This window comes from Janthinobacterium sp. GW460-12-1-14-LB5 (assembly GCF_059423585.1).
This window is the reverse complement of the sequence record NZ_JBWKYD010000015.1, coordinates 20090-40086: the sequence shown is the minus strand read 5'-3', so window position 1 is coordinate 40086 and position 19997 is coordinate 20090. Positions and strand designations below refer to the sequence as shown.

The 19997-nt window shown below is 62.7% G+C and carries 18 protein-coding genes; 11 read left to right on the top strand and 7 right to left on the bottom strand.

All coding sequences use genetic code 11. The annotated features are described in order from the left end of the window. The first annotated feature begins 171 nt into the window (after positions 1–171). The 6 genes from AC07X6_RS16670 (at position 172) to AC07X6_RS16645 (ending at position 7260) form a co-directional block, all read left to right on the top strand. The gene (locus AC07X6_RS16670; RefSeq protein ID WP_494791675.1) at positions 172–1179 is read left to right on the top strand and encodes a LacI family DNA-binding transcriptional regulator; all 1008 of its coding nucleotides are present in this window, start codon (positions 172–174) and stop codon (positions 1177–1179) included. A 31-nt stretch (positions 1180–1210) separates the two neighbouring features. Then, complete coding sequence (gene xylB, locus AC07X6_RS16665; RefSeq protein ID WP_494791771.1) at positions 1211–2695, top strand: xylulokinase; 1485 nt, start codon at positions 1211–1213, stop codon at positions 2693–2695. Between the two features lie 2 nt (positions 2696–2697). Further along, positions 2698–3648: a transaldolase gene (tal, locus tag AC07X6_RS16660; RefSeq protein WP_494791674.1), complete on the top strand. Its 951-nt coding sequence runs from the start codon at positions 2698–2700 to the stop codon at positions 3646–3648. Positions 3649–3712: 64 nt separating this feature from the next. Continuing rightward, positions 3713–4648, top strand: coding sequence for an ABC transporter substrate-binding protein (locus AC07X6_RS16655; RefSeq protein ID WP_121669532.1), 936 nt, complete (start codon positions 3713–3715; stop codon positions 4646–4648). A gap of 77 nt (positions 4649–4725) precedes the next feature. Further along, a complete protein-coding gene (locus AC07X6_RS16650) occupies positions 4726–6225 on the top strand; it encodes a sugar ABC transporter ATP-binding protein (protein ID WP_230537609.1) in 1500 nt (499 codons plus the stop codon). A 24-nt stretch (positions 6226–6249) separates the two neighbouring features. Beyond that, positions 6250–7260: an ABC transporter permease subunit gene (locus tag AC07X6_RS16645; protein ID WP_099667894.1), complete on the top strand. Its 1011-nt coding sequence runs from the start codon at positions 6250–6252 to the stop codon at positions 7258–7260. Positions 7261–7332: 72 nt separating this feature from the next. Here the strand turns inward: AC07X6_RS16645 and AC07X6_RS16640 are convergent, their stop codons facing one another. The 4 genes from AC07X6_RS16640 to AC07X6_RS16625 form a co-directional block, all read right to left on the bottom strand. Further along, positions 7333–7758 (bottom strand): GNAT family N-acetyltransferase, encoded by a 426-nt coding sequence (locus AC07X6_RS16640; protein ID WP_494791673.1) that lies wholly within the window; start codon positions 7756–7758, stop codon positions 7333–7335. Between the two features lie 58 nt (positions 7759–7816). After that, entirely contained in the window at positions 7817–8812 is a 996-nt protein-coding gene (locus AC07X6_RS16635) for an NADP-dependent oxidoreductase (protein WP_494791672.1), read from the bottom strand. Positions 8813–8912: 100 nt separating this feature from the next. Further along, the gene (locus tag AC07X6_RS16630) at positions 8913–9215 is read right to left on the bottom strand and encodes a Dabb family protein (protein WP_070218360.1); all 303 of its coding nucleotides are present in this window, start codon (positions 9213–9215) and stop codon (positions 8913–8915) included. 127 nt (positions 9216–9342) lie between these two features. Continuing rightward, on the bottom strand, positions 9343–10521 hold the full coding sequence (locus AC07X6_RS16625) for an acetyl-CoA C-acyltransferase (RefSeq protein ID WP_494791671.1): 1179 nt from the start codon (positions 10519–10521) through the stop codon (positions 9343–9345). A gap of 232 nt (positions 10522–10753) precedes the next feature. Between AC07X6_RS16625 and AC07X6_RS16620 the strand changes: the two genes are divergently transcribed. Continuing rightward, a complete protein-coding gene (locus AC07X6_RS16620) occupies positions 10754–12454 on the top strand; it encodes an MFS transporter (protein WP_230537605.1) in 1701 nt (566 codons plus the stop codon). A gap of 109 nt (positions 12455–12563) precedes the next feature. Here the strand turns inward: AC07X6_RS16620 and AC07X6_RS16615 are convergent, their stop codons facing one another. After that, on the bottom strand, positions 12564–12767 hold the full coding sequence (locus AC07X6_RS16615) for a hypothetical protein (protein WP_230537604.1): 204 nt from the start codon (positions 12765–12767) through the stop codon (positions 12564–12566). A 146-nt stretch (positions 12768–12913) separates the two neighbouring features. Continuing rightward, complete coding sequence (locus AC07X6_RS16610) at positions 12914–13822, bottom strand: LysR family transcriptional regulator (RefSeq protein WP_494791670.1); 909 nt, start codon at positions 13820–13822, stop codon at positions 12914–12916. A gap of 98 nt (positions 13823–13920) precedes the next feature. Between AC07X6_RS16610 and AC07X6_RS16605 the strand changes: the two genes are divergently transcribed. The 3 genes from AC07X6_RS16605 to AC07X6_RS16595 all read left to right on the top strand — a co-directional run bounded on the left by AC07X6_RS16605 (position 13921) and on the right by AC07X6_RS16595 (position 15610). Then, positions 13921–14160, top strand: coding sequence for a DUF2798 domain-containing protein (locus tag AC07X6_RS16605; protein WP_474291342.1), 240 nt, complete (start codon positions 13921–13923; stop codon positions 14158–14160). A 101-nt stretch (positions 14161–14261) separates the two neighbouring features. Beyond that, complete coding sequence (locus AC07X6_RS16600; protein WP_474291344.1) at positions 14262–14660, top strand: VOC family protein; 399 nt, start codon at positions 14262–14264, stop codon at positions 14658–14660. A gap of 101 nt (positions 14661–14761) precedes the next feature. Next, a complete protein-coding gene (locus AC07X6_RS16595; protein WP_494791669.1) occupies positions 14762–15610 on the top strand; it encodes an alpha/beta fold hydrolase in 849 nt (282 codons plus the stop codon). Positions 15611–15655: 45 nt separating this feature from the next. Here the strand turns inward: AC07X6_RS16595 and AC07X6_RS16590 are convergent, their stop codons facing one another. Next, the gene (locus tag AC07X6_RS16590) at positions 15656–17743 is read right to left on the bottom strand and encodes a 3-hydroxyacyl-CoA dehydrogenase NAD-binding domain-containing protein (protein ID WP_494791668.1); all 2088 of its coding nucleotides are present in this window, start codon (positions 17741–17743) and stop codon (positions 15656–15658) included. 555 nt (positions 17744–18298) lie between these two features. Here AC07X6_RS16590 and AC07X6_RS16585 point away from each other — a divergent pair. Then, complete coding sequence (locus AC07X6_RS16585) at positions 18299–19996, top strand: methyl-accepting chemotaxis protein (RefSeq protein WP_494791667.1); 1698 nt, start codon at positions 18299–18301, stop codon at positions 19994–19996. Position 19997 lies beyond the last annotated feature (1 nt).

The window sequence follows — 19997 nt, the reverse complement described above, 5'->3', positions numbered from 1 at the left end:
CACCGTCTCCCCTCTCCGCTTCACCGTCGCTTGTCTCCCTAAAAAATTGGCGCGCACAAAAAAGAAAGCGCTTGCGCAAGCGCTTTCTTTTGTTTACGATAGATTCCAACGCGGCGACACAGCCGCACACTATCGCAGCACACAATAAGAATAAAACCATCAGGAGACACCATGGCCACCATGGAAGATGTAGCGCGGGCGGCGGACGTATCGCTGTCGACCGTTTCGCACGTACTCAACGGCACCCGCAAGGTCAGCCCGAAAACCGTCGCCGCCGTCAACGCGGCCATGCAGCAGATCGGCTATGTACCGAACATGCTGGCGCGCGCCCTGGCCGGTTCCTCGTCGGGCACCATCGGCGTGGCCATTTCCGCCTTCACCAATCATTACTTCAGCGAAACGGTGCGCGCCATCGAGGCGGCCTGCACGCGCCATGGCTTGATGATGCTGTTTTCCGATACGCATGACGATCCCGAGCAGGAACTCAAGGTGGTGCAGAACTTGCACCAGCGCCGCGTCGACGGCATCGTGCTGGCGCCGTCCGGCGATGCGCACAACCGCGCCCTCGATTACTTGACCAGCAACAAGATCGCCTCCGTGCTGGTCGACCGCATGTCGCCCCAGCCTTTCGACCAGGTGGGCGTGGAAAACATCGAGGCGACGGCCGAACTGGTCAGCCATCTGATCGCGGCCCACGGCCACCGCCGCATCGGCTTCATCAGCGGCGCACCGGGCCTGTCGACGACGGACGAGCGTATCGACGGCTACCGCCTGGCCTTGCAGCGCGCCGATATCGCGTTTGACCCGGACCTGCTGCGCTCGGGCGATTCGAACCTGGAGCGCAGCGGCGCGGCCACGCGCGAACTGCTGGCCCTGCCTGCCGGACAGCGCCCGACGGCCATCGTAGCCGGCAATAACCTGATGACCATCGGCACCATGCACGCCTTGCGCGATGCACACATTGCGGTACCGCAAGACGTGGCGCTGGCAGGCTTCGATGATTTCGACTGGGCCGATTATTTTAGCCCCCGCCTGACCGTGATGGCGCAGCCGCTCGAAGAGCTGGGCGCCATGGCCGTCGACCTGTTGATCGACCGTATCGCCAACCCGGGCCGCGCCCAGCACGTGCAGCGCTTGTCGCCGACCTTGCGCGTGCGCAATTCCTGCGGCTGCCCCTGACCTTTCACTGTAAATCAACATGCATCCAGCGATTTCCCTCGGTATCGACCTCGGTACCTCCGAACTGAAAACCGTGCTGATGGACGGCACCGGCGCCGTGCGCGGCCAGGCCTCCGTGCGCATCGACACCAGCCGCCCGCAGCCGGGCTGGTCCGAACAGGCGCCGCAAGACTGGTGGGCCGCCTGCGTCAACGCGCTGGCCCAGCTGCGCGCCGGCTGGCCGCAGGACTATGCGCACATTGCCTGCATCGGCCTGTCGGGCCAGATGCATGGCGCCGTGCTGCTCGACAGCAACGATGGCGTGATCCGCCCCGCCATCCTGTGGAACGATGCGCGCGCCGAAGCCGAAGCGGCGAACCTGGCGCGCGACTATCCCGCCTACGCGGACGTGACGGGCAGCCTGCCCATGGCGGGCCTGACGGCGCCAAAACTGCTGTGGCTGCAAAAGCATGAGCCAGCCGCGTTTGACGCCATCGCCTGCCTGCTGTCGCCAAAGGATTATCTGCGCCTGCGTTTGACGGGGATCAAACTGACGGACATGTCCGACGCGGCCGGCACCCTGTGGCTGGACGAGGCCAACCGTGCCTGGTTCGCGCCCATGCTGGCCGCCTGCGGCTTGACGCCGGAGCAGATGCCGGCGCTGGCCGAAGGCGACGCGGCCACGGGCACGGTGCTGGCTGCCATCGCCGACCAGCTGGGCTTGTCAGCAACCGTGGTGGTGGCTGGCGGCGGCGGCGATAACCCCGTCTCGGCCGTGGGTATCGGCGCCGTCAACGGCGGCGACAGTTTTATTTCGCTCGGCACCAGCGCCGCCATCGTGTCCGTCACCGAGAAGCCGCTGGGCAACCCGGCCGGAGGCGTGCACAGCTTTTGCCACGCCCTGCCCGGCCGCTGGTATGCGATGGGCGCGATCCTGTCCGGCGCCAGCTGCGTGCGCTGGGCCACCGGCGTGCTGGGCCAGCCGGACGAAGCCGCGCTGCTGGCCCTCGTGGAAGCGGGCTTGCCGCTCGACACTGTCATCGCACCGTCCGCACCGCTGTTCCTGCCGTATCTGTCGGGCGAGCGCACGCCGCATAACGACCCGCAAGTGCGCGGCGCCTTTTTGCAACTGGGCCACGACAGCACGCCGGCGCAGCTCGGCTACGCCGTGCTCGAAGGCGTGGCGTTCGCCTTGCGCGACGCCATGGCGGCCGTCACGTCGACCGGTGCCGTCGTTCCCCACTGCATGCTGGTGGGAGGCGGCGCGCGCAGCCAGTACTGGGCGCAGCTGCTGGCCAACGTGCTGGGACGCGAAATGCGCACGCTGCACAACAGCGAACTGTCGGCCAGCCTCGGCGCGGCCAAGCTGGGCTTTGCCGCCATCGGCGACGCCAGCCTGCTGACGCAGGGATTGCCCATCAAAAACATTTTCCTGCCCGATGCCGCGCACAGCGCAGCCTTGAGCATCCGCTACGGCCGCTACCGTAGCCTGTTTCCAGCCGTGCAAGCTCTGCACCAACTCAGTGATAAGGAATAGCAATGAATCAGCTGCAACAATTGAAGCAACACAGCACCGTCGTCGCCGACACGGGCGACTTTTTGCAACTGGCGCGTTTCGCGCCGCAAGACGCCACCACCAATCCGTCGCTGATTTTAAAAGCCGTGCTGCAGCCCGATTACGCGCCCTTGCTGGAAAGCACGGTTGCCGCACATAAAGCCGCGTCGCTCGACGATATCGTCGACCAGGTGCTGGTGCGTTTCGGCCTGGAAATCTTGAAAGTGGTGCCGGGCCGTGTGTCGACGGAAGTCGATGCCCGCCTGAGCTTTGACCGCGACGCCACCGTGGCCCGCGGACGCCGCCTGATCGCCCTGTACGAGCAGGCTGGAGTAAAACGCGAGCGCGTGCTGATCAAGGTCGCCGCCACCTGGGAAGGCATTCAGGCCGCGCGCGAACTGGAAAAAGATGGCATCTTTTGCAACCTGACCCTGCTGTTCGCGTTTTGCCAGGCCGTCGCCTGCGCCGATGCGAAAGTACGGCTGATTTCGCCATTCGTCGGCCGCATCTACGACTGGCATAAAAAATCGCTGGGCGCGGCATGGGACGAAGCGGCGCGCAGCCTGTCCAACGATCCAGGCGTGCAATCGGTCACGCGCATCTTCAATTACTACAAGCAACATGGCATCGCCACGCAAGTGATGGGTGCCAGCTTCCGCAACGTGGGGCAGATCACGGCCCTGTCCGGCTGCGACTTGCTGACCATCAGCCCCGATTTGCTGGCCAAGCTCGAAGCGGCCGACGCGCCATTCGAGCGCGCGCTGGGCGGCGACCTGGGCGCGGCGCAGCCGGCCGTCACCTACGACGAAGCGGCTTTCCGCTACGCCCTGAACGACGATGCGATGGCGACCGAAAAGCTGGCCGAAGGCATCCGCGGCTTTGCCGTCGATGCGGGCAAGCTCGATGCCATGATCGAGAAATTGCGCACTCGCTAAGTTTTCACCCAGTTTTTACCGTAGCACCGTTTGTTTTTTACAATAAAAAACCTTGGAGATCCTCATGAAAAAAGTCATTACCGCCACCCTGCTGCTGTCCGCCGCCTGCGGCGCCTTTGCCGCCGACAAACCGCTGAAATCGATCGGCGTGAGCGTGGGCGACCTGGCCAACCCGTTTTTTGTCGCGATTGGCCGCGGCGCGGAAGAAAGCGCCAAAAAGCTCGGCGGCCCCGGCGTGAAAGTCACGACTGTTTCCAGCAAGTATGACCTGAACACCCAGGTGGACCAGATCGAGAACTTTATCGCCAACAAGACCGACATCATCATCCTGAACGCCGTCGATTCCAAGGGCATCGCGCCAGCCATCAAGAAGGCGCGCAATGCGGGCGTGGTCGTGATCGCCGTCGACGTGGGCGCCGTGGGCGCTTCGGCCACCGTGATGTCCGACAACACCATGGCGGGCGACGTGTCGTGCGCCTACCTGGCCAAGCAGATCGGCGGCAAGGGCAACGTGGTGATCCTCAATGGCCCACCGGTCACCTCCGTGATCGACCGCGTCAACGGCTGCAAGAAGACCCTGGCCGCCTTTAAGGACATAAAAATCCTGTCCGACAACCAGAACGCGGGTGGCAGCCGCGACGGCGGCATGACCGTGATGTCGAACTTGCTGACGGCCCATCCGAAGATCGACGGCGTGTTCGCCATCAACGATCCGACCGGCATCGGCGCCGAACTGGCGATCAAGCAATCGAAGCGCACGGACGTCAAACTGATCACGGCCGTCGATGGCGCGCCCGATGGCCAGAACGCCCTGAAAAACAAGGCCGGCCTGTTTGCCGCCACCTCGGCGCAAAACCCGTACCGCATGGCCACCGATGCCGTGCAGATGGGCTACGACATCATGAACGGCCGTACGCCGAAACAGACCATGGTGCTGTTGCCGACCCCTGCCATCACCAAGGAAAACGTCGCCACCTACACGGGCTGGGTAAAGAACTGATCTGCCTGACCTGAACCACGCGGCGCCGCCGGCCAGCTGGCAGGCGGCGCCAGTTTCACCAGCAAGGAAGGACAGTCATGAGCGACGATATTATTTTTGAAATGCGCGGCATCGAGAAGCGCTTTGGCGCCACGCGCGCGCTGCGCGGCGTGCACCTGACGGTGCGCAGCGGCGAAATCCATGCCGTAATGGGCGAAAACGGCGCCGGCAAGAGCACCCTGATGAAGATTTTATCCGGCGTATACACGCCCGACGCCGGTGAAATCATTCTCGACGGCAAGCCAATTCGCATCCGCAACCCGGGCGAGGCCCGCGCGCTCGGTATCAACCTGATCTACCAGGAACTGAGCGTGGCGAAGAACATGACGGTGGCGCAGAACGTCTTCATGGGCAGCGAGCCGCAAGGCCCGTTCTGGACCGTCAAGGGCGGCGAGATGCGCGCGCGCACGAACGCCATCCTGGCCGACCTCGGCTCCCGCTTCGACGCGGACACCATGGTATCGAGCCTGTCGATCGCCGAGCAGCAGCAGGTGGAAATCGCCCGCGCCCTCGTGCACGAAAGCCGCATCCTGATCATGGACGAGCCGACGGCCGCCCTGTCCGACCGGGAAACCGAACAATTGTTCCGCATCATCGAGGAACAGCGCGACAAGGGCCTGGCCGTGCTCTACATCAGCCACCGCATGGCCGAGGTGGAACGCCTGGCGCGCCGCATCACGGTGCTGCGCGACGGCGCCTATGTGGGCGAACTGGGCAAGGATGAGCTGGATCAAAAGAAAGTCGTGCAAATGATGGTGGGCCGCCCCGCCGACGACTTTTATTCGCATCAGCGCCGCACGACGCGGGGCGCCGAGCGCCTGCGCGTGGAAAACGTGGGCGGCGGCAAGGTCAAGCCCGCCTCGTTCAGCCTGCATGCGGGCGAAGTGACGGGTCTTGCCGGCCTCGTCGGCGCGGGCCGCACGGAACTGGCGCGCCTGATTTTTGGCGCGGACAAGAAACAATCGGGGCAAGTATGGCTCGACGGCCAGGAAGTGCACATCCAGCGGCCGCTGGCGGCCATCCGCCACGGCATCGGCTATTTGCCGGAAGACCGCAAGAGCCTGGGCTTGTTCATGCAATTGTCGGCCATGGAAAACATGTCGATGAATATCCTGTCCAAGCATGCAACGGCAGGCGTGGTCAACCGTGGCGCCCTGACCCAGCTCACGCGCGAGGCGATCGCCAACCTGAACGTCAAGGTCTCCGGCCCGGACGGCATCGTGGGGGGACTCTCTGGCGGCAACCAGCAGAAAGTCTTGCTGGCGCGCTGGCTGGCCATCGCGCCCAAGGTCCTCATCCTCGACGAACCGACGCGGGGCGTGGACGTGGGCGCGAAGAGCGAAATCTACAAGATCATCCACCAGTTGGCGGACGCGGGCACGGCCGTGCTGTGCATTTCCAGCGAACTGGCCGAGCTGGTCGGCATCTGCGACCGCGTGATGGTGATGTGCGAAGGACGCCTGACGGGCGAAGTGACGGGCGACGACATTACGCAGGAAAACATCCTCGCCTATGCCACCCAGCTGGAAGCGGCATAAGAATAATCATTCAGGAGATTCAACATGACAACTACTACCACCCGCGGCGCCGCGCGCGCCGGCGAACCCTTCAATGCCTCGAACCTGATGCGCCGCCTGGGCATGCTACCCGTGCTGGTCGTGCTGTACCTGGCCATGTACGGCTTGACCGTGTATTTCTCGGCCGACGGCACGTCGACGTTCATGACCAGCAACAACACCATGAACATCTTCCGCCAGGTGTCGATCAACATCGTGCTGGCGTCCGGCATGACGTTCGTCATCCTGACCAGCGGCATCGATTTATCGGTCGGCTCCGTGCTGGCCGTCTCGGCCGTGGCAGGCATGCTGATGTCGCTGTCGGCCCAGTTCGCCGGCTTTTCGATTCCTGCCTTCCTCATCGTCGGCTTGCTGCTGGGCGCGCTGAACGGCGTGCTGGTCGCCCTCGTCGGCCTGAACCCCTTCGTCGTGACCCTGGGCACCATGACGGCCCTGCGCGGCGCCGCCTACCTGCTGGCGGACGGCACCAGCGTGCTGAACACGGAAATCCCCAGCTTCGAATGGATGGGTAACGGCAGCTTCCTGGCCGTGCCCTGGCTGATCTGGCTGGCGGCCGCCGTCGTCGTGCTGACGTGGTTTATTTTGCGCAAGACCACCCTGGGCCTGCATATCTATGCCGTCGGCGGCAATATCCAGGCAGCGCGTTTGACAGGCATCAAGGTCGGTCTCGTATTGATGTTTGTCTACACCATCAGCGGCCTGTTCGCGGGCCTGGGCGGCGCCATGTCGGCCAGCCGCCTGTATGCGGCCAACGGCAACTGGGGTACCGGTTATGAACTCGATGCGATTGCGGCCGTCGTGCTGGGCGGCACGAGCCTGATGGGCGGCGTCGGTTCCGTGTGGGGCACCGTCATCGGCGCGCTGATCATCGGCGTGATGAACAATGGCTTGACGATTTTGGGGCTGTCGTCGTTCTGGCAGTATGTGGCCAAGGGCGTCGTGATCGTGCTGGCTGTGATCCTCGATAAATGGCGCCAGAGCCACGCGCAGAATTAAACCCTAAACCCATGAACTGCCGGGGTCGGACCCTGTAGGGTCCGACCCCAGTCCTTGCTCCTGGGTTAACGCTTAAAACTGCAGCCGCATCTCCACATGCGCAATCCCCGCCTCTTCGAATTGTTCCCCCTGCTGCACGAAACCGTGGCGCGCATAGAATGGCGCGGCCACGGTTTGCGCGTTCAGCACCACCGCCGCATCACCGCGTTCGCGGGCTTTCTCCATCAGCAAGGTCAGGATGGCGCCGCCCACGCCCGTGCCGCGGCCCGGCTGGCGCACGGCCATGCGGCCGATATGGCCATCGGGCAATAAGCGGCCCGTGCCGATGGCTTGGCCCGCGTCGTCGTAGGCGACGGCGTGCAGGCAGACGGCGTCCATGTCGTCGAGTTCGATCTCGGCCGGCACTTTCTGCTCATCAACAAAAACTTCAAAACGGATGGCGGTGGCGTCAAGGCCCAGGGTGGCCCAGTCGCCGAGGCGGATGGTGTGCTTGGTCATGGTAGCGAGTAATAAGAGACGGGCCGTGATTGTCGCACGGCCCGCCTCTCCTGGGGGACTAGCCCAGCTTGACCAGCTGCTTGCCGAAGTTACGGCCTTTCAACAGGCCGATGAAGGCTTCAGGCGCGCTGGCCAGGCCCTCGGCCACGGATTCGCGGAATTTCAGCTTGCCCGTCGCCACCAGCGTTCCCAGCTCCGCCAGTCCCTGCGGCCAGAATTCCGGCTGCTCCGAGACGATGAAACCGCGCACGGTGAGGCGGTTGGTGAGGATCAGGCGCGCATTGTCGAGCGGCGTCGGTTCGCCGTTGTAGCCGGCGATCCAGCCGCACACGGCCACGCGGCCGAACGCGTTGGTGCGGGCCAGGGCCGCGTCGAACACGGCGCCGCCCACGTTTTCAAAGATGGCGTCGATACCGTCCGGCGTGGCCGCCGCCAGGTCCGCTGCCAGGTTGCCCGCCTTGTAATCGACGCAGGCATCGAAACCCAGTTCATTCACCACATACGCGCACTTTTCCGCCCCGCCCGCGATGCCGACGACCCTGCAACCCTTGAGTTTGGCCAGCTGGCCCACGACGCTGCCGACGGCGCCGCTGGCGGCCGACACGACCACCGTTTCGCCCGCTTTGGGCGCCATGATCTGGTTCAAGCCATACCAGGCCGTCATGCCGGGCATGCCGACGGCGCCCAGGTAGGCGGACGCGGGGATATGCGCCGTATCAACCTTGCGCAGCATCGTGCCGTCCGACACGGCCACTTCCGTCCAGCCCAGGGTCCCCACCACCGTGTCGCCCGCGGCGAATTTCGGATGCTTCGATTCCAGCACCACGCCCACCGTGCCGCCGATCATGGTTTCATCGAGCGCCTGCGGCGCCGCATAGCTTTTATTGGCACTCATGCGCCCGCGCATATAAGGATCGAGCGACAGGTACTGGTTACGCACCAGCAACTGGCCATCCGTGATGGCGGGAATGTCTTTCGTTTCCAGACGAAAATGCGCCGGCTGCACTTCTCCCGTGGGGCGCGAGGCGAGGACGATGCGTTGGTAGGTGGTCATGAAGGCTCCTTGTTGGACGAACAATCTAAACCCCAGAGCAAATACCGGGGTCAGACCCTGAGGGTCTGACCCCAGCCCTTCGTTTGGGGTTAACGGGTTTTCACACTTCGTAGTCCATGCACTGCCGCGCTTCGCGCACGGCGCCAAAAAACGGCTTGATCTTCACGTGCTCTGGATGGTTCTGGTAAGCGTCGAGCGCTGCGCGGCTGGCGAACTCGCTGTACAGGACGATGTCGTAGGTCGCTTCCAGGCCGGGCTGGGCCACGGCTGCCTCGAATTTCAAGATGCCGGGTACCAGGTCCGAACAGGAATCGAGCAGGGCTTTCAGTTTCAGGGCGTTCGTGGCGCGGTCGGCGCCTTCGGCGTGGTCTTTGAGTTTCCAGAAAACGATGTGCTTGAGCATGGTGGCAGGCTGCTTGTTTATTAATGAAGCATTACTGTACCCGCTATCGGCGTGCCTTGCAGAAAGTGAGCAGCAAAAGAAAACGGGCGGCCCTGGAAGCCGCCCGCAGACTGGGTTCACGCAAACATTACAGCACTTCGAACAGGCCGGCCGCGCCCTGGCCGCCGCCGATGCACATGGTGACCACCACGTATTTGACGCCGCGGCGCTTGCCTTCGATCAAGGCGTGGCCCGTCAGGCGCGCGCCCGACACGCCGTACGGGTGGCCGACGGCAATCGCGCCGCCGTTGACGTTCAGGCGGTCCATGGGGATGCCCAGGGTGTCGGCGCAATACAGCACTTGCACGGCAAACGCTTCATTGAGTTCCCACAGGCCGATGTCGGCCACCGTCAAGCCCGCCTTTTTCAGCAGTTTCGGGATGGCGTAGACGGGGCCGATACCCATTTCATCGGGTTCGCAGCCTGCCACGGCAAAGCCGCGGAAGATGCCCAGCGGCTGCAAGCCTTTCGCCTCGGCCACTTTCGCGTTCATGACGATGGCCATCGAAGCGCCGTCGGAAAACTGGCTGGCATTGCCGGCGCTGATGACGCCGCCCGGGATGGCCGGGCGGATCTTCGCCACGCCGTCATACGTCGTGTCGGCACGGATGCCTTCGTCGGCGGCAATCGTCACTTCGCGCGATACCAGCATGCCGCTGGCCTTGTCGGCCACGCCCATGACGGTGGTCATCGGCACGATTTCCGCGTCGAACAGGCCGGCCGCCTGGGCCGCGGCCGCGCGCTGCTGGCTTTGCGCGCCATAGGCATCCTGGCGCTCGCGCGAAATCTGGTAGCGCTTGGCCACGGTTTCCGCCGTCTGCAGCATGGGCCAGTACACTTCCGGCTTGTGCTGCTGCAGCCAGACGTCGCGGTACATATGCGTATTCATTTCATTTTGCACGCAGGAAATCGATTCCACGCCGCCCGCCGCATAGATATCGCCTTCGCCGGCGATGATGCGCTGCGCCGCCAGGGCGATGGCCTGCAAGCCAGAAGAACAGAAGCGGTTGACGGTCATGCCGGCCGTCGTGACGGGGCAGCCGCCGCGCAAGGCCACCTGGCGCGCGATATTGCCGCCCGTGGCCCCTTCGGGAAAGGCGCAGCCGACCAGCACGTCTTCCACTTCTTCCGCCTCGATGCGCGCGCGCTCGACGGCCGCCGCCAGCACGTGGCCGCCCAGGGTGGCGCCATGCGTCATGTTGAACGCGCCCTTCCAGGACTTGGCCAGGCCCGTGCGGGCGGTCGATACGATGACGGCTTCATTCATGCTGAGTCTCCTTGTAGGAATGTTATGTGGTCAATGATGCTAGCTCGGAAGCAGAATAGCACATTTAAGTACGGTCGTTCGCAAAGTTGCAATGACCGATAATTTGTAAGCTTGGCGTAAGTTTCAAGCAAGCATGACGTAAGGTTCGGAGAACACACTCGCCCCAAGCTGTTGCAAGAATGGTCAAAAAGACCTCGGCACCAGTTCACTATAAAACATAGGGAGACAAACCATGGCATCACCATCCGGCTCGGCCGACGTACGGAAAATTTCCACCAAAGGAACGCCGATTACGCCCGAGGAACGCAAGGTCATCTTTGCGTCCTCCTTGGGCACCGTTTTTGAATGGTACGATTTTTACCTGTACGGTTCGCTCGCATCGATCATCGCCAAGCAATTCTTCATCGGCGACCCCACCACCACCTTCATTTTCGCGCTGCTGGCCTTTGCCGCCGGCTTCATCGTGCGTCCGTTCGGCGCGCTGGTCTTCGGCCGCCTGGGCGACATGATCGGCCGCAAGTACACCTTCCTGATCACCATCCTGATCATGGGCGGCTCCACCTTCATCGTTGGCTTGCTGCCGGGCCATGCGTCCATCGGCATCGCCGCGCCGATCATCCTCGTCATCCTGCGCATCCTGCAAGGCCTGGCGCTGGGCGGCGAATACGGCGGCGCAGCCACCTACGTGGCCGAGCACGCGCCTGAAGGCAAGCGCGGCGCGTTCACGGCGTGGATACAGACGACGGCCACCCTGGGCTTCTTCCTGTCGCTGATGGTCATCCTGGGCACCCGCCTGGCGACGGGCGAGAAGGATTTCGAGGCATGGGGCTGGCGCATTCCCTTCCTGGTCTCCGTCATCCTGCTGGGTATTTCCGTGTGGATCCGCCTGGCCATGAATGAATCGCCGGCGTTTTCCAAGATGAAGGCCGAGGGCAAGACCTCGAAAGCCCCGCTGACGGAAGCGTTCGGCAAGTGGAAAAATCTGAAGATCGTCATCCTGGCCCTGATCGGCCTGACCGCCGGCCAGGCCGTCGTCTGGTACACGGGCCAGTTTTACGCGCTGTTCTTCATGATCCAGACCCTGAAAGTGGACCTGGCCACGGCCAACGTGCTCGTCGCCATCGCCCTGCTGCTGGCCACGCCGTTCTTCCTGTTCTTCGGCAGCCTGTCGGACCGCATCGGCCGCAAGTACATCATCCTCGGCGGCTGCCTGATCGCCGCGGCCACCTACTTCCCCATCTTCAACGGCCTGACCCACTTTGCCAATCCGCAACTGGAAGCAGCACTGAAGAACTCGCCAGTGGTGGTGGTGGCCGATCCCGCGTCCTGCCACTTCCAGTTCAACATGACGGGCACGAAGAAATTCCCGTCGTCGTGCGACATCGCCACCGGCTTCCTGTCGAACAGCTCGGTCAACTACACGAAAGAAGCGGCACCGGCCGGCTCAATCGCCAAGGTACGCATCGGCACGAAGGAATTTACGTCGTTTAACGCCGTCATGACGCCGGACGGCCTGAACTTCGATGCGGAAAGCAAGGCCCATGAAGCAGCGTTCAAGAAAGAAATCGGCGCCGGCATCAAAGAAGCGGGCTACCCGGCCAAGGCTGATCCGGACCAGATCAACAAGCCGATGGTCGTGCTGCTGCTGTTCATCCTGGTGCTGTACGTGACCATGGTGTACGGCCCGATTGCCGCCATGCTGGTGGAAATGTTCCCGACGCGTATCCGTTACACCTCGATGTCCCTGCCCTACCATATCGGCAACGGCTGGTTCGGCGGCCTGCTGCCGACCACGGCCTTCGCGCTGGTGGCCTTCAAGGGCGACATCTATTATGGCCTCTGGTATCCGATCGTCGTCGCCCTGGCGACGGTGGTGATCGGCACCCTGTTCGTCAAGGAAACCAAGGACAACAATATCTACGCCGACGATTGATCCGGCGCAAGCCCCGGCCGCATGGCCGGGGCCCGCAATGCAAAACGCCGCTGACTGGTCAGCGGCGTTTGTTTTTTAAGCAGCGTATGCGGCGCAGGCGGCGGCAGGCTTACTTGTCGCTCTTGCCCTTTTTCACCTGGTCGCGCTGCTGCACGTATTCCTGGTAGCTGGTCTGGTTGCGCTTGCGGCAGGCATTGCGGTCGTCGAAATTATTGAGGCTGTTGCAATACTCGCCGATCTTGTCCCGGTTTGCGTCATACAGTACTTCACAGCCGCTCATGGCCAGCAAGAAGGGAAGGATCAGATATTTCATTGCTACTCTCATGGATAGGGACGAATTGCGCGAAAAAAACACCAGATTGCCCGCTGGATAAGCGTGCAGCTTTATCTTAACGCGATCCTGGCGAAAAGTACAAGCGCTCGGTATTACTTAATAGAAAGGATTTCCGGCGCAGCGCACTAGCCGGCCCCGTCATCCCCGTTCAACAGCGGATTGGCCGCCGCAAACGCCGCCAGGTGCTCGAGCAGCACGCGCACGCGGGCCGGCAGGTAGCGCCGCTGCGTCCACACGGCATACACGTGGCGCGGCTGCGGCATCCAGTCGGGCAGCACGCGCACCAGCGAACCGCGCGCCACTTCGTCGCGGCATTGCAGCAACGGACACAGCAGGATGCCGATGCCCGCATCGGCCATCTCCACGGCCAGGCGCATTTCATTGACGCGCAGGCGCGCCTGCGGTTCGATCACCATTTCGGCGCCGTCGCCGGGCCGCCGCAAGCGCCACGAGCGCAGCGGTTCGGCCACGATCAGCTCGTGCTTTTCCAGTTCCTGAAAGTCGCGCGGCACGCCCGCGCGCGCCAGGTAGGCGGGCGCGGCCACCATCACCAGCGCGGCGCTGCCCAGGCGCCGCTGCATCAGCGAGGAATCGTCGAGCGCGCCCACGCGGATGGCCAGGTCGGCGCCGCTGCCCACCAGGTCTTGCAGCAGGTTCGACAGTTCCAGCTCCAGGCGGATGTCCGGATACTGCTGCATGAAGCTGACCCAGGCGGGCGTCAGCAAGCCGCTGGCGAAGTTCACGGGCGCCAGCACGCGGATGCTGCCCGAGACGGCCGACAGGCTGGCGTCGAGCTGCTGCGTCGCCTGCCGCAGCGCGTGCACGAGGGGACGGCACTGCTCGTAGTATTGCCAGCCTTCCGCCGTCGGCTGCAGGCGGCGCGCGCTGCGGTTGAGCAAGCGGTAGCCGAGCTGGCTTTCCAGCTTTTGCAGCCGGCGCGTAACGGTGGCGGCGGGCAAGTCTTCCTTGACGGCCGCCGCATGCAGGCTGCCCGCCTCGACAATGGCGACGAACAGGGCGAGATCATCTAGCATGATTTCATTTTCGGAATTTGAAATTAAAAATATGGCTCTAGTATAGATTGCTGCAAGTCGTTACGCTGGCATCTTTCCAACTATTTTGAAAGCATGCCATGTCCGATGCCCTGCGCCTGCGCTGCACGTTCGCCTTCCTGATGTCGCTGCTCATGACCCTGCTGATGAGCGCCTGGGTCACCTGGCTCAATATCGGCCTGCAGGCGGACTTCCTGCCCCGCTGGCGCCATGCCTTCTTTGCCGCCTGGCCCGTGGCCTTCTGCGCCGTGATGCTGTTCGCGCCCCGCGTGCAGCTGATGAGCCGCAGTATCGTGGCGCGGCTGGCCAGCCGCCCTTAACCGGCAGTCGACCAGCAACAGTATCACTCGGTCACTCCCGCCCACGGCCGCCCTGATCCGGGCTATGCTATGGCCGTCCTTGTTTTTACAGCGGAGTGCCGATGCTCGATCACGTTTCCCTCACCGTCAGCGACCTGGAACGCGCCGAACGCTTCTATGACGCCGTCTTCGCCGCGCTGGAGGTGCCCAAGGTGGGCAGCGACCATGCCAACGCCTGGATAGGCTACGGCGAGCGCAGCGACGCGCAGCACCCCGAACGCAGCTATTTTTCCGTGCGCCTGGGCCCGCAGCCCGACGACGCGCCGCGCCGCCACTGCTGCTTCAAGGCCCCCTCGCGCGCGGCCGTCGACGCGTTCTGGCAGGCGGGCCTGGCGCATGGCGGCATCGACCTGGGCGCGCCCGGCCTGCGCCACTATCACGCCAGCTATTACGCGGCCTTCCTGTTCGATCCGGACGGCAACCGCATCGAAGCCGTCTGCCATCGCGCCGACGCCGGCTGACAGGTGGGGAAATCCCCTTCTGTTCGGCATTTCCACTTCCATATGGTTTTGCCTATAATGGCTGGCACGCCATACCGGGCAGTGAACCAAGAAGGAGCTTCATGCATCATCTATTCGTCGGCCGCCCCGCGCGCACCATGCTCCTCTCCAGCGCCGGCTTGCTGCTGGCAGGCTGTTTTTCCGGCTGCTCGCTGTTGCCATCGACCCCGGCCACGCCAGGCATTCCCGCCACGGCCGCCTTGCCCGACGCCAGCATCGCCTACACCCTGAGCGGCCAGGGCGGCTTGCCCGTCGTCTTCCAGTCGGCCATGGGCGACGGCAAGGATGTGTGGGCCAAGGTGGTGCCGGAAGTGGCAAAGCAGCACCGCGTGCTCGTCTACGACCGTCCCGGCTACGGCGACAGCAAGAAGACCACCACGCCGCGCGACCCGTGCACCATCGCCGCCCAGCAGCGCGCCCTGCTGGCGCAGGCGGGCCTGACGCCGCCGTATGTGCTGGTCGGCCATGGCCTGGGCGGCCTGTACCAATATGTATATGCCAGACTGTACCCGCAGGACGTGGCCGGCCTGGTCCTGCTCGATCCCACGCACCCGCAGCAATGGAGCCGCCTGCAGACGGACGCCTCCACCTACGCCATGCTCGTCAAGACGCGGCGCAAGCTCATGTTCAACAGTACGGAATCGGCCGAATTCGATGCCCAGACGCAATGCCTGCAACATGTGGACATGAGCAGCCCGCTGCGCGTGCCCGCCATGCTGCTGGTGCGCGACAAGTTCGGCATCGAGGAAATGGGCTCGTTCGAGAACGTCGTGCGGGCGCAGGAAAAGGATTGGCAGCGCCTGTCCGGCGCGCCAGCCATCGAGCGCATCACGGGCGCAGGCTACTATATCCAGAAAGACAACCCCGTCATCGTCAACGAGGCGGTCAAGATGGTGGCAAAGAAGAAATAAAAAAAAGGGCAGAGAAATCTGCCCTTTTTGCATTCAGCACCTGAATCAGCTATTGAACCCCTTGCCCTCGCCCGCCAGCTTCACCAGCAGGGGCGCCGGCGTCCACGCTTCGCCGTGGCGGCCCTTGGCATAGCCGGCTATCGTATCGAGCACGTTCGGCAAGCCGACCGTATCCGCATAGAACATCGGGCCGCCGCGGAACAGGGGGAAGCCGTAGCCCGTCAGGTACACCATGTCGATATCCGAAGCGCGCAGGGCGATGCCCTCTTCCAGGATGCGCGCGCCTTCATTGACGAGCGCATACACGAGGCGTTCGACGATTTCCTGGTCGCCGATCTTGCGCCGCGCCACGCCGATATCGGCCGAGTGCTGGACTATCATGGCATTGACCTGTTCCGAGGCATACGCCTTGCGGTCGCCCGGCTTGTAGTCGTACCAGCCGGCGCCCGTCTTCTGGCCATAGCGCCCCAGTTCGCACAGCAGGTCGGCCGTCTTCGAATACGTGACGTCCGGTTTTTCCACGTAGCGGCGCTTGCGGATGGCCCAGCCGATGTCGTTGCCGGCCAGGTCGCCCATGCGGAACGGCCCCATGGCGAAGCCGAATTTCTCGACCGCCTTGTCGACCTGTTCCGGCAGACAGCCTTCTTCCAGCAGGAAACCGGCTTGCCGGCTGTATTGCTCGATCATGCGGTTGCCGATGAAGCCGTCGCATACGCCCGAGACGACGCCCGTCTTCTTCAGTTTTTTCGACAGCGCCAGCGCCGTGGCCAGCACGTCCTTGCCCGTTTCCTTGCCACGCACGATTTCCAGCAGTTTCATCACATTTGCCGGGCTGAAGAAATGCGTGCCGATCACGTCTTGCGGGCGCTTGGTGAACGCGGCGATCTTGTCCAGGTCTAAAGTGGACGTGTTCGAGGCGAGGATGGCGCCCGGCTTCATGACGGCGTCGAGCTGTTTGAACACGGTTTCCTTCACGCCCAGCTCTTCGAAGACGGCTTCGATGACGATGTCGGCTTGCGCGATGTCGGCATACGCCAAGGTGCCGCTGACCAGAGCGATGCGCTGCTCGGCCTTGTCCTGCGTCAACTTGCCCTTCTTGACCGTGTTTTCATAATTCTTGCGGATGGTGGCCAGGCCCTTGTCCAGCGCTTCCTGCTTGGTTTCCAGCAGCATCACGGGGATGCCCGCGTTGGCGAAGTTCATGGCGATGCCGCCGCCCATGGTGCCGGCGCCTACGATGGCCGCGCTGGCGATCGTGCGCACGGGCGTGTCGGACGGCACGTCGGGCACCTTGCTGGCGACGCGCTCGGCAAAGAAGGCGTGGCGCAAGGCTTTCGATTCGGGCGACTGCACCAGTTGCATGAACAGTTCGCGCTCGTACTTCAAGCCTTCGTCGAATTTCATCGTCACGGCGGCCGCCACGGCATCGACGCATTTGAGCGGCGCGGGGAACGGGCCGGACATGGCTTTGACGGTATTGCGCGAAAACTGCAAAAAGGCTTCGTGGTTCGGGTAGTCAACCTTGCGCTCCCGCACTTTCGGCAGCGGGCGCACGTCGGCCACTTTCGTGGCGAAGGCCACGGCGGCTTGCAACAGGTCGGCGCCAGGGGCGATGACTTCGTCGAACAGGGCCGTGCCGGCCAGCTTTTCCGAGGCCACGGGCGTGCCCGAGACGATCATGTTGAGGGCCATTTCCAGGCCCAGCACGCGCGGCAGGCGCTGCGTGCCGCCCGCGCCCGGCAAGATGCCGAGCTTGACTTCCGGCAGGGCCATCTGCGCGCCGGGCGCGGCCACGCGGTAGTTGCAGCCCAGCGCCAGCTCCAGGCCGCCGCCCATGCAGACGCTGTGGATGGCCGCCACCACCGGCTTGGTGGATTGCTCGACGACGTTGATCAGGGTGTGCAGGGTCGGTTCCGTGAGCGCCTTGGGCGAATTGAATTCCTTGATATCGGCGCCGCCCGAGAATGCCTTGCCGGCGCCCGTGATGACGATGGCTTTGACGGCTTCGTCGGCCAGCGCCTGGCGGATGCCGGCCACGGCGGCCGTGCGCGTTGCCAGGCCCAGGCCATTGACGGGCGGATTGGCGAGGGTAATGACGGCAACGGCGCCGTTCACTTGATATTCAGCACTCATGTCTCTTCCTTATTGGTTTTGCTCAACGTATGAGGTGGTTGCAAGGGATGAAGCTTTACTATACCGCATAAAAGAACGCTCGTATTATTTTTATCGTTTTCCGCTACGGCATGCATTGTTCGCCATGGTACCTCAACGTTTGAGGAAAGATTCTGCTGCAAGCAGCAAGTTCCAGTAGAAGCTATCACTTGAATATTCATTTTAATAATAAAACCATAACAATAATAACATCGTTTTATTATGCGGAAGAATGCGTTTGTTATATGCTGGCAGGGGCCAATTGCGACAGTTTTTACATTATTTATTCACGCCTCTTGTTTTTCGCCAAACGCTGGGGAATAATAAAATTATTGATTCAAATCAATACTCTACAATTTATCTACAATAAGGCAAACCGCAGGACAAACACGGGCGGCCGTTCATCACGCACATTCTCACCGATTATCACCCTGCATCGCCCCATGCGATAACATCGCTGCCTTATATGAATAGCAGAAAAAATAATAACAGCAGCCTTATCGCTCCCATTCCTCTTCTCACACCGAAGGAAACATTATGGACGCAGCCAGCCATGTCAGCCACTCCCAGGATCTGGACTTACAAGCGATAAATACTGCACTGAACCGTGTCCAGGCCGTGATCGAATTCGAACTCGACGGCACCATCCTGCATGCGAATGACAATTTCCTGCGCGTGCTCGGCTATACCCTGGCCGAAGTGCAAGGCAAGCACCATGCCATCTTCTGCGACCCCGAGTATGTGAAAACGGATGAATACAGCAACTTCTGGGCCAAGCTGGGACGTGGCGAATTCGACCAGGGTGAATACAAGCGCCGCGCCAGGGATGGGCGCGAAGTGTGGATCAACGCGTCGTACAACCCCATCCTCGACGCGAATGGCAAGCCGTATAAAGTCATCAAGTTCGCTACCGACGTCACGGCCATGAAGACGCGCAACGCCGAATACGAAGGCAAGGTCAGCGCCATCGGCAAGGCGCAGGCCGTGATCGAATTCGACATGCAGGGCAATGTGCTGGACGCGAACGACAATTTCCTCGCCGTCATGGACTACGACTTGAGCGATATCCAGGGCGAGCACCACCGCATGTTTTGCGAACCCGAGTATGCCAGCAGTGCCGAGTACAAGAAATTCTGGCAAAAACTCAACCGCGGCGAATTCGACGCGGGCCGCTACAAGCGCCTGGGCAACCATGGCAAGGCGGTGTGGATACAGGCCACCTACAATCCCATCCTCGACCTGAACGGCAAGCCGTACAAAGTGGTCAAGTTCGCCATCGACATCACGGAACAGGTGAACCTGGAAAACAGCATCCAGGCCAGGGCCGCCAGCGACAGCCGCAAGGTCGATGCCCTGCTCAAGTCGGTGGCGCGCGCGGCGCAGGGCGACCTGACCGGCAATATCGTGCCCGAAGGCGACGAGCCGATCGACCTGCTGGCCGGCGGCATCAGCAAGATGATCGTCGACTTGCGCGGCGTGATCGGCACCGTGGTGTCTGCCGCGAACGGCTTTGGCGACGCCTCGCACACGATCGCCGAGCGGGCCACGGGCGTGGCCGTGGGCACGCAGGCGCTGGGCGCCACGGTGGAAGAAATGAACGCCTCCATCGACGGCCTGACGTTTTCCATCAATTCCATCGCGGAAAATACCTCAAATGCGGATTTCCTGGCAAAAGCCACGCAGCAGGAAGCGGAAGCGGGCGCGCGCGCCGTCGCCAAGTCGATCGAGGCGATGGACCTGATCAACCGCTCGTCGGAAGACATCGGCGAAATCGTCAAGGTCATCAGCGAGATCGCCAACCAGACGAATATGCTGGCCTTCAATGCGGCCATCGAGGCGGCGCGCGCGGGCGAGCACGGCCTGGGCTTTTCCGTCGTCGCCGACGAGGTGCGCAAGCTGGCCGAGCGTTCCTCGCAGGCAACAAAAGAGATTTCCAAGCTGATCAACGAATCCGTCAAGCGCGTCTCGACGGGCAGCGAAATCTCTCGCCAGGCCAGCGACGCCTTCGACAAGATCGTCTCGGGCGTGGCCAAGACCACCCTGGCCATCTCCGATATCTCGAAGGCGGCCAACGAGCAGCTGCTGACGGCGCGCGAAGTGTCGACGGCGATCCAGTACATTGCGGAGGAAACGGAAAAGTCGGCCGCCAACTGCGACAGCATCGCCCGCTCCACGGATGGGCTGAACGAGCGCGCGGGCAGCCTGAACCAGACTGTCTCCGGCTTCGTGGTGTAGG